General features: G+C 58.9%; 9 protein-coding genes. All 9 read left to right on the top strand.

The features are described 5' to 3' along the window. Positions 1-220: 220 nt before the first annotated feature. The 9 genes from AC07Z7_RS04805 to AC07Z7_RS04765 are packed head-to-tail and all read left to right on the top strand — an operon-like array spanning position 221 to position 8,985. Positions 221-487 carry a flagellar biosynthetic protein FliQ gene (locus tag AC07Z7_RS04805; protein ID WP_494765500.1) on the top strand — a complete coding sequence of 89 codons (267 nt, stop codon included), beginning with the start codon at positions 221-223 and terminating at the stop codon, positions 485-487. A gap of 11 nt (positions 488-498) precedes the next feature. Next, positions 499-1,371, top strand: a complete 873-nt coding sequence (locus tag AC07Z7_RS04800; RefSeq protein ID WP_494765499.1) for a flagellar biosynthetic protein FliR — start codon at positions 499-501, stop codon at positions 1,369-1,371. Continuing rightward, positions 1,371-2,459 (top strand): EscU/YscU/HrcU family type III secretion system export apparatus switch protein, encoded by a 1,089-nt coding sequence (locus AC07Z7_RS04795; protein ID WP_494765498.1) that lies wholly within the window; start codon positions 1,371-1,373, stop codon positions 2,457-2,459. The genes AC07Z7_RS04800 and AC07Z7_RS04795 overlap by 1 nt, the downstream gene beginning before the upstream one ends. Continuing rightward, positions 2,456-4,546 (top strand): flagellar biosynthesis protein FlhA, encoded by a 2,091-nt coding sequence (locus tag AC07Z7_RS04790; RefSeq protein ID WP_494765497.1) that lies wholly within the window; start codon positions 2,456-2,458, stop codon positions 4,544-4,546. Before AC07Z7_RS04795 ends, AC07Z7_RS04790 begins: the two co-directional genes overlap by 4 nt. Before the next feature lie 37 nt (positions 4,547-4,583). Then, a complete protein-coding gene (locus AC07Z7_RS04785) occupies positions 4,584-5,384 on the top strand; it encodes a flagellar hook-basal body protein (RefSeq protein ID WP_494765496.1) in 801 nt (266 codons plus the stop codon). Between the two features lie 46 nt (positions 5,385-5,430). Continuing rightward, positions 5,431-6,225: a flagellar basal-body rod protein FlgG gene (gene flgG / locus AC07Z7_RS04780; protein ID WP_494765495.1), complete on the top strand. Its 795-nt coding sequence runs from the start codon at positions 5,431-5,433 to the stop codon at positions 6,223-6,225. Beyond that, positions 6,222-7,244 (top strand): flagellar basal body P-ring formation chaperone FlgA, encoded by a 1,023-nt coding sequence (gene flgA / locus AC07Z7_RS04775; protein ID WP_494765494.1) that lies wholly within the window; start codon positions 6,222-6,224, stop codon positions 7,242-7,244. Before flgG ends, flgA begins: the two co-directional genes overlap by 4 nt. 2 nt (positions 7,245-7,246) lie before the next feature. Beyond that, the gene (locus AC07Z7_RS04770; RefSeq protein ID WP_494765493.1) at positions 7,247-7,846 is read left to right on the top strand and encodes a flagellar basal body L-ring protein FlgH; all 600 of its coding nucleotides are present in this window, start codon (positions 7,247-7,249) and stop codon (positions 7,844-7,846) included. Positions 7,847-7,848: 2 nt separating this feature from the next. Continuing rightward, the gene (locus AC07Z7_RS04765; protein ID WP_494765527.1) at positions 7,849-8,985 is read left to right on the top strand and encodes a flagellar basal body P-ring protein FlgI; all 1,137 of its coding nucleotides are present in this window, start codon (positions 7,849-7,851) and stop codon (positions 8,983-8,985) included. Positions 8,986-8,995 lie beyond the last annotated feature (10 nt).

Raw genomic sequence — 8,995 nt, 5'->3', positions numbered from 1 at the left:
GTCTGCAAGTACGGATAAGGATCAAGAGGGCTAAATTGGCCAATGAACGCGACATGACTGCAGAGGTCCCCGGGGCGCCGATGTGTTCCATGAGGGGGGCAAGAAGGCTGGGTTTACCTCTGCTTTACAATGCAAATGAGTTCAGTTTGCACTGGGCACTTTTTGTTTAGGGCGCGTGGTGCCCTTTGTTGACATTGCCCCTAGCAAATCTGATCACTCAATGACCGCCGATCTCGCGTTGCGAATGCTTTCGGACCTGTTTTGGACAGGGCTGCTGGTGTGTCTGCCCGTGTTGGGGTTGACAATGCTGGTGGGTTTGTTGATTAGCGTGGTGCAGGTTGTCACCCAGGTCCAGGAAATGTCCCTGACCTTTGTTCCGAAGCTGCTGACCGCAGGGGTTGCCATCGTGGTGTTTGGCCCCTGGATGCTGAAGAAGCTTGGGCAATTTGCAACCCAGCTGTGGGTATCGATTCCCAGCATGTTCTGACGGTCGTTGGAATGGCGGAATTCTCTCTTCAAAGCCTGCTGTCGGGTGCTGTGTCAGGCAGTCCTGGTGCGCTGGCTGCCATTGCCCCCGTCCTGCTCTTGTCGCTGCGGGTGGCGGTGGTACTCGGCTTGACGCCTGTGTTGTACGCCATGCCGATCCCGGGGCGTGTGCGGGCCGTGATGGTCGTTGCTCTCTCGGTGGTGCTGGCGGCAGGCCTTCAACATGAAACTCCGACGCTGGTCCTGAGCGCGGGGCGGTTGATCGAGGCCGCTTTGGTGGAGGTGGCGCTTGGGGCCACGCTGGCTTTGGGTGTGCTGCTGGCTTTCGCGGCGTTCTCCATGGCGGGCAACCTTTTGGATATTCAGATTGGTTTTGGGCTCGCTCAGGTGTTCGATCCCGTGAGCAATCGACCTTCGTTGCTGCTGGTTTCGGCCTTCAATTACGCGGCCGTGCTTGTGTTCTTTCTGATCGATGGTCACCACGCTTTGCTTCGCGCGTTGGCGTACAGCACGGAGGCGTTTCCTCTGGGGGCGCCCTGGCGCGCGGACTTGGTGGCGGGTGGTGTTCTCAAGCAGGTAGGGGGACTGTTCAGTCTGGGTTTTGCTCTTGCTGCGCCAGTGGTGTTTTGCATACTGCTTGTGGAGTTGGCTTTGGGAGTGATTTCCCGCAACCTTCCTCAGGTCAACATGTTGGTCATTGGAATACCCACGAAGATCGTCGTGGGGCTGGCAGTCCTGTCGCTCTGGTTTGCTGGAATGGGCCCGGTGATGAACCGCGTTTACAGCAGCATTTATGAGGCTTGGACGGCAATTTTCCTCAGTGGTAGCGTCGCGCCTTCATCTGGCCGCAGCAGCTTGCTCCAAGGCCTGAAAGTGGTTCCTTGATGGCCGGCGAGGACTTTGATCGCAACGAAGCTGCCACTCCCTACAAGCTGCAGAAAGCCAAAGAAAAGGGGCAGGTCGCCAAGAGCTCGGATGTGGTCTCCGCGCTGGTGTTCTGTGTGGCGGTGGTCTACCTCTCTTGGCGCGGGGTGGGGACCGCCCTGGCCCAATTCAAGTTTGATCAGGCCTTGCTGAGGCAGTTGCCTCAACTGGATGCATCCGGGGCTGCACTGTGGCCTCTGATTTCAGAAATGATTGTCGCCACGCTGGGGTGGATGGCCCCATTTTTAGCCGTAGTCATGCTGGCGGCCATCGTCGGCAATGTGCTGCAAACCGGTCCGATTTTGTCCATGGAACCTTTGTCGGCGGACATGGATCGGCTCAATCCTGTCAATGGGCTGAAAAAAGTGCTGTCCATGCGCACGCTCTTCGATACGGCGAGGGCCTGCTTCAAGCTGGTGCTTTTGACGGGGGTGGCGTACTACGCATTGCTCGACCTTGCTCCGCAGTTCTACAACCTGTCCGGGTTGCCAGCCATGGGCTATCTGCATCTGTTGGTCGCAGACATGGCCAGTCTCAGCTTCAAAATGGCCGCGCTCTTGGTGGTGATTGCTCTTTTGGACTTGCTGTTCACCAAGCGCGAGTTTGCCAAAAAGATGCGCATGAGCAAGCGCGAGCTCAAGGATGAGCACAAGCAGCGCGATGGAGATCCACGAATCAAGGCGCGTATACGAGAGTTGCAGCGTGAGGCGCGCAAGCGCAGCCAAGGGTTGAGAAACGCCCAAACTGCCGACGTCGTCTTGACGAATCCTACCCATGTTGCGGTTGCCCTGCGGTACGTGCATGGGGAAATGGAGTCTCCCCAGGTGGTAGCCAAAGGGGCCGGACACCTTGCGGCGGGTATTCGGAAAATCGCTGCACGCCACAACATCCCCGTGGTTCGCAGTCCCGGCCTTGCGCGCAAATTGTTCCAGGAGCTGGATGTCGATCACCATGTGCCGCCACAAATGTTTGCCGAGGTGGCGCGCATCATCGTCTGGGTGTTTGCCATGAGAGACCGGCAAGGGGCGAGGGCGGGAGGCACGGCATGAAGGCACTGGAGCGTTTTTTTGGCAAGCACAGCGACATTGCCATGGTGCTGCTGGTGCTGGGTGTCTTGGTGGTGCTGTTTGCGCCGATTCCCAGCCCGCTTCTGGATTTCCTGATCCTCACGAACTTCAGCTTCGCTTTTCTCATCCTGCTGCTGACCTTCTACATGGCGCGGCCGGTCGAATTTTCGACATTCCCGTCGCTGTTGTTGATTGCCACCTTGTTTCGACTGTCCTTGAACGTGGCTGCGACGCGGTTGATCTTGTCCGATGGGGATGCAGGAAGAGTGATCGGCGCCGTCGGGGCTTATGTCGTGGGCGGAAACTACGTCATTGGCCTGATCGTTTTCCTGATCTTGATCGTGGTGCAGTACGTCGTGGTGACCAATGGCGCGCAGCGGATTTCTGAAGTCGCAGCGCGTTTCACGCTCGACAGCATGCCAGGTCAGCAGATGAGCATCGATGCCGATCTGAATATGGGTTTCATCGATCAGGCAGAGGCTCAGCGGCGCCGTAAGAACATCGAGAAGGAAGCCGGTTTTTACGGATCGATGGACGGAGCAAGCAAGTTCGTGAAGGGCGACGCGATTGCCGGCATCATCATCTTGCTGATCAACATTGTGGGTGGTCTGGTGATCGGGATCATGCAGCACAAGATGCCCTGGGACCAGGCGCTGCGCACCTACTCGCTCCTCACGATTGGTGACGGCATCGTGACCCAGGTGCCCGCACTGATCATTGCGGTAGGTACCGGCATCATCGTGACCCGCTCGGCGTCTGACGGCAATCTGAGTCAGGAGGTTTTGCGGCAGATCACCTCTTTTCCCAAGACCCTGTTGTTGGTGGGTGGGGCGTTGGCCGGTTTGCTTCTGTTGCCGGGCATTCCAGTCCTTCCCACAACAATATTGTTGACATTCGTTGCGCTCGTTGCCTGGTATGTTTACCGAGCCCAAGCCAAAGACCCAGCGGCTGATCTTGCCTCTGAAGCTGGAGCCAGCCTGGGCGGGGCAGATGTATCGGGTGAGGAGAAGGCTGATGATCCTTATGCCTCGCTGCAAGTTGAACCTGTCGAGGTACACATTGGAGGCAGTTGGACTGCGTTGGTCAATCAGCCGGGCAGTGTTTTGATGGAGCGCATCGCGACATTCAGAAAGCAACATGCCAACGAGTTGGGTTTGGTGTTGCCTCGGGTCCGATTCAAGGACGCAGCACGCCTGGGCAGCAGTCGCTATGAGATCCATATCGACGGGGTGATTTGTGGTCGCGGGGAAGCAAGGGCGGACCGATTGCTTGCCATCCATCCTGCGGGAAAAACCGAAGGCATTGACGGGGAGCCAACCCGCGATCCCACCTACGGCTTGCCTGCTCTGTGGATTGAGCCCACCCAGCGGGAAGCAGCGCTTGCCAGCAAGTTCACGCTGGTGGATGCACCTACGGTCTTCATGACCCATCTGACCGAAGTGCTGAGGCGTGAATCCGCCACGCTGCTGACTCGGGCAGAGACTGATCGCATCCTCGCCAGGGTTCGCCAGCAGAATGCGAGCTTGGTGGAGGAATTGATCCCTACCGTTCTTTCGGTCAGTGACGTTCAGAAGGTTCTCCAGAATTTGCTGCGCGAGAAGGTTTCCATTCGCCATATCGACGCGATTCTTGAGACGCTTGCGGATGCGGGGCGGCAGTCAAAGGATGCCAACTACCTGACGGAGCTTGTTCGTTTGCGTCTGGGACATGCCATCTGCCAGGGCCTTCTGGGGGACGCAACAGCGTTGCATGTTTTGACTTTGGATCCCGTTGTCGAAAGCCAATTCCTGCAGAGCGTACAAACTGCGCAACAGTCTTTGGAGGGCGCAGGGGCTTCGAATGCCTTTGTGCTGGAGCCCAAACTGGCTGAGCAGCTGATGATCAAGCTGATGCAGCAAGCCGAGCGGATGATGAAGAGCAATCTCTTGCCGGTGTTGCTCTGTGCTCCTGAGTTGAGGCGGCATGTGCGTGCTCTTTCGGAGCGGGTCATGCCCCATCTGAGGGTGCTGTCCATGAGCGAGATTCCTCACACGATCGAACTCAAGTCCTATGCCGTCGTGAGCCTATAGCGCTTTCACGGACCAACTCATTTTTTTTCACGTCACTATGCAAGAAGTTCTGGCTCTCGCTTTGCAGTCCATGCAGCAGGATATGCAAAGACTGGACCGCATTGGCAGCAATCTGGCCAACGCGCTGACTCCAGGCTATCAGCGGGATGTCATGGCCCGCCAGCCCGTGGCGGCGGCGACGGCAACGTTTGCGGCCGTCGTTGACGCGCAGCGAGTCGGCGGGCGAAGCGCCGGGCTTGCGGTCGAGTCGCGCGGTGCGCTGGCGCCCGCGCTGTTGGTGCAGACGGATACGCGTCCCGGCAGCCTGAAGTTCACCGGCCAGAGCCTTGATGTGGCGCTTGCTGGGCCTGGCTATTTTGAAGTGACCACGCCATCCGGGCCGGCGTACACGCGCCAGGGGAATTTCCAGCTGGATGCGCGTGGCCGTCTGGTGACTGCTTCCGGGTTTCCCGTCATGGGAAAAGGAGGGGAGATTTTCCTGAATGAGGGAGCGCCAGTCATCGATGCAGCGGGCAATATCTTTGCTTCGCAAAGCTCCGCGCGTGGCCCTGAAGCGTTGCCTGCTATGGCGCAGCTCAAGGTGTTGGTGCCTGAAGACCGTGCAGCAATGCGCCGCGTCGGGGATGGGCTGTGGAGTGCGGGCGGGCCACTGGGTGACGTGAAGGATGCGGATGTCCAGATCAAGCAAGGGTACACGGAGAACTCCAATGTGAACTCCATGCAGGAGATGGTCCAGTTGGTTGAGACCATGCGGCACTTCGAGTCTATGCAGAAAGTCGCGCTCGGCTACGACGACATGACGGGACAGGCGATTCGGAAACTGGGTGATCTTTCGTAAAGGTTTGGGGCGTTGTTGTCCCGGTTCATGGCTACAGGAATCTTGAATGTTTGATGCTCTCTATATCGGCGCAACAGGGATGCAAGCGCAGCAACTCAATGTCGACACCATTGCGAACAACTTGGCCAACGTGAATACCACGGGCTTCAAGCGGGCGCGGGTGAGCTTCACGGACCTTGTCGCCCGGGACTCGACACGGGCGTCCGCTGGGAGCGCCGGCGAGGAATCCGGGGTGTTTGGCCCTGGGCTGGCTCTGGGGGCTGGCGTGGGTATCGCCAATTTGTCCAAGCTTTTTGACATGGGCGATTTGAAGAAAACCGATGCGCCCTTTGACGTGACGGTGCGCGGCGACGGTTTCATGGAAGTCGTGCTTCCTGATGGCTCCAGCGCGTTCACCCGCGGCGGTACCCTGAAGGTCAACAAGGACGGCATGCTGGCGACGCTGAGCGGCCTAGCGCTCAAGCCCGGGATTTCCATACCGGAGGATGCCCAGGAGTTGCTGGTACATGCGGATGGACGTATCCAGGTTCGTACCTCTGTTGGAGGAACTCCGTTGGACGTGGGGCGGATGGAACTGGTCCGTTTTGCAAGCCCTCAAGGCTTGATCGCGCAGGGCGACAACTTGTATCGAAGCGGCGCGGCGTCTGGAGATCCGATTTCTGCCAGGGCGGGCGAAGATGGCGTGGGGACTCTGGCTCAGGGGTATCTAGAAGGATCGAACGTCAAGATGGTCGAAGAGATGGTCAACTTGATGGTTGCCCAGCGCACGTACGAGGCGAATGTAAAGATCGTGCAGGCAGCGGACGAGATCCTGGGTCTGGTGAACGGTTTGCGCAGATGATGGGGATGCTGCGGCATGCCTGTTTTGAAGGGCTCGTTGTTTGTCTGCTGCTGACCAGCGCTTGGACTTCCACGTCTGCGGTGGCTCAGACCGCGTCCAGTACCCTCCGTGTTGAACTGCGGGCAAACGTGGAAGTGCAGTCTGCTAACCTCACGCTGGGCGATATTGCCTTTGTTAGCAGTGGGGATCTGGCATTGCTCCGCCGTGCGCTGTCAGTCCCATTGGGGCGGGCGCCGAAGCCGGGAGCGACCACGGTGCTGGATTCCGTGCGCCTGGGATACTGGATTCGTTCGCGGCTGGGCCTGCGGCCTGATCAGGTTGTGTGGGATGGCGCAGATTCGTCTGTGCTCAGTGCTACGGCCCAAACTTTGCCCGGAACCCGGGTGGTCGTCGCAGCCCAGGCTGCGCTGGCAAGGCACCTGAGTCTTGCCAGCGCAGAGCGGGGGCTTCAGCCTGTGCGCATAGAGTTGCAGCCGATGGGTGAGCCGGGTGAGATTCTTGTTCCTGTGGGTAGCAGCGATGTGGTCGTCCGGCCCCTGAAACACCTCCGCCCGTCAAGCCGCATGCTGGTATGGGTGGATGTGTTGTCGAATGGCGTGCCGGTAAAGGCCATCCCTGTCCGGTTTGATGTGGGAGTCTTTGCGAGAGCTCCGGTTGCTGCAGGGGCCATGGCAGCGGGGGCTGTGCTCGATAGTGAAGACCTTCAATGGCGTGAAGTGGATGTGGCTGGTCTGACTGCCCCGTCCGTTCTGATTGCCACGGATGAAAAACTCCGACTGCGCCAAGCCGTAGCGGCGGGGGAATTGATCACAGACAAGCATGTCGCAGCTTTGCCGGCAGTGAGTCGTGGAGACATGGTCCGTCTGGTTTCGCAGAGCGGACTGGTGTCGCTCGAAAGCAAAGTGGAAGTTCTTCAGGACGGCCGAGTGGGTGACCTGGTCAGGGCTCGACCCATCCATGCGACGGGCGCCGTGATGGCCCGCGTTGTCGCGCCAGGACATTTGGAGTTTCAGCAGTGAGCATGTTTGCATCTTTTCGTGAGATCGTTTTTGGGCAACTGCGCAGTGTCCTCGTCATCTTGCCTCTTTGGTCGATCACGGTGTGTGCTGAAAGCCTCTACCAAGAGCAGAGCTTCAGACCATTGATCGCTGACAACAAGGCATTTAGGGTGGGTGATCTTCTGACTGTGCAGGTTTTCGAGAACTCCAGTGCATCGACCAGTGCAGAGACAGGGACGCGTCGAGGCAACTCTCTGTCCGCAGGGGTCTCGAATCGCAATGGCTCGGTCGGTAAGGCGGATCTTGGCGTCAGCGGGGAGTTTGACGGGGGAGGCAAGACCCAGAGGGCGAACCGTCTTTTGGCCACGCTGACCGTTTCCGTCAGGGAGGTCCTGCCCAATGGGGACCTTCGCATTGGCGGCGAGCAAATCTTGACGGTGAATGAGGAGCCGCAGAAAGTGAACCTGGAAGGCAGGGTGCGCCCCATTGATGTCTCCGACGGCAACGTCGTCCTCTCGACACGTCTTGCCGATGCAAAGATCAGCTATGTGGGTGAGGGCGATCTGGCCGAGAGGAACAAGCGGCCATGGTGGCGCAATTTTCTGGATGCGGTGGGCCTGTGAAGATGAGCGTTTGGTTGAAGAACTGCTTTGTGGCGACGTTCCTTGCCATGGTGTCGTCTGCTGCGCTGTTGCCGTCTGTCGCTGTGGCTGAGACCGTACGCGTGAAGGATCTCGGTAGATTGCAGGGCTGGCGCGAGAACGCCTTGGTGGGCACCGGGATCGTTACGGGTCTGGCCGGGACGGGAGATTCCTCGACGAACCGCGCCGCGCGCCAGGCTCTGTCGAATGCGATGTCCCAGTTCAACCTCGGGGTGAGTCCTGAGCAGATGCAAAGCCGCAATGTGGCCGTGGTTATGGTCAGCGCCATGCTGTCTCCCTTCGCACGGGAAGGCGACACGGTAGACATCACGGTGACCTCTGTCGGTGATGCCCGCAGCTTGGTCGGAGGTAGCCTGATGCTTACGCCCTTGAAGGCCGCCAATGGCAAGGTGTACGCGCTTGCTCAAGGGGCGCTCTCCGTGGGGGGATACCGATATGACGCCAATGGAAACGTTGTTCAGAAAAACCACCCTACGGTAGGCTCAGTGCCGAATGGTGCAACGGTGGAGGTCGGCATTTTGGCCTCCATGGCACCGCCCCGCTCGCAGCTCACATTTGTCCTTAGCGAGCCTGATTACACGACGGCGAGCAGGGTGGCTGAAGCCATCAACCGCAAGATGGGTCCAGGGCTTGCGCAGGCCAGGGACGCTTCAGGCATTGAGTTGACAATCCCCAACAGCTATCAGGACCGGCTGGTTGCGTTTGTGGCGCAGTTGGAGTCAGTCTTGGTTGAGCCAGATCGACGCGCGAAGGTGGTGCTGAACGAGCGCACCGGGACGGTGGTGTCGGGCGGTGATGTGCGCATTTCCAAGGTGGCGATTTCGCATGGCGACATCAAGGTGTCGATTCGCAACGAGACTACGGCGTCTCAGCCTTCATTCTTCGGGCACGCGGGCGACGGGGTGCGAACCGCGCTGGTGACAAACACCCAAGTGAACGTTGAGGAGCAGGGCGGAGTTGGATTCGTGGCGGGAGGAAATACGGTCTCCGACCTGGTCCAGTCGCTCTCGCGAATGAAGACGCCGACACGCGACATCATTTCCATCCTGCGAGCCGTCAAAGCCGCAGGTGCTCTCCATGCAGAACTCATCATTCAATAACAGCGACCCA

Source organism: Acidovorax sp. GW101-11A03, assembly GCF_059424825.1.
This window is presented reverse-complemented; position numbering and strand designations above follow the sequence as displayed.

Excerpts from the sequence above, each read along its gene's own strand:
- AC07Z7_RS04770 (WP_494765493.1), top strand. The coding sequence starts at position 7,247 with ATGTTTGCATCTTTTCGTGAGATCGTTTTTGGGCAACTGCGCAGTGTC.
- flgA (WP_494765494.1), top strand. The coding sequence starts at position 6,222 with ATGATGGGGATGCTGCGGCATGCCTGTTTTGAAGGGCTCGTTGTTTGT.
- AC07Z7_RS04765 (WP_494765527.1), top strand. The coding sequence starts at position 7,849 with ATGAGCGTTTGGTTGAAGAACTGCTTTGTGGCGACGTTCCTTGCCATG.
- flgG (WP_494765495.1), top strand. The coding sequence starts at position 5,431 with ATGTTTGATGCTCTCTATATCGGCGCAACAGGGATGCAAGCGCAGCAA.
- AC07Z7_RS04800 (WP_494765499.1), top strand. The coding sequence starts at position 499 with ATGGCGGAATTCTCTCTTCAAAGCCTGCTGTCGGGTGCTGTGTCAGGC.
- AC07Z7_RS04785 (WP_494765496.1), top strand. The coding sequence starts at position 4,584 with ATGCAAGAAGTTCTGGCTCTCGCTTTGCAGTCCATGCAGCAGGATATG.
- AC07Z7_RS04790 (WP_494765497.1), top strand. The coding sequence starts at position 2,456 with ATGAAGGCACTGGAGCGTTTTTTTGGCAAGCACAGCGACATTGCCATG.
- AC07Z7_RS04805 (WP_494765500.1), top strand. The coding sequence starts at position 221 with ATGACCGCCGATCTCGCGTTGCGAATGCTTTCGGACCTGTTTTGGACA.
- AC07Z7_RS04795 (WP_494765498.1), top strand. The coding sequence starts at position 1,371 with ATGGCCGGCGAGGACTTTGATCGCAACGAAGCTGCCACTCCCTACAAG.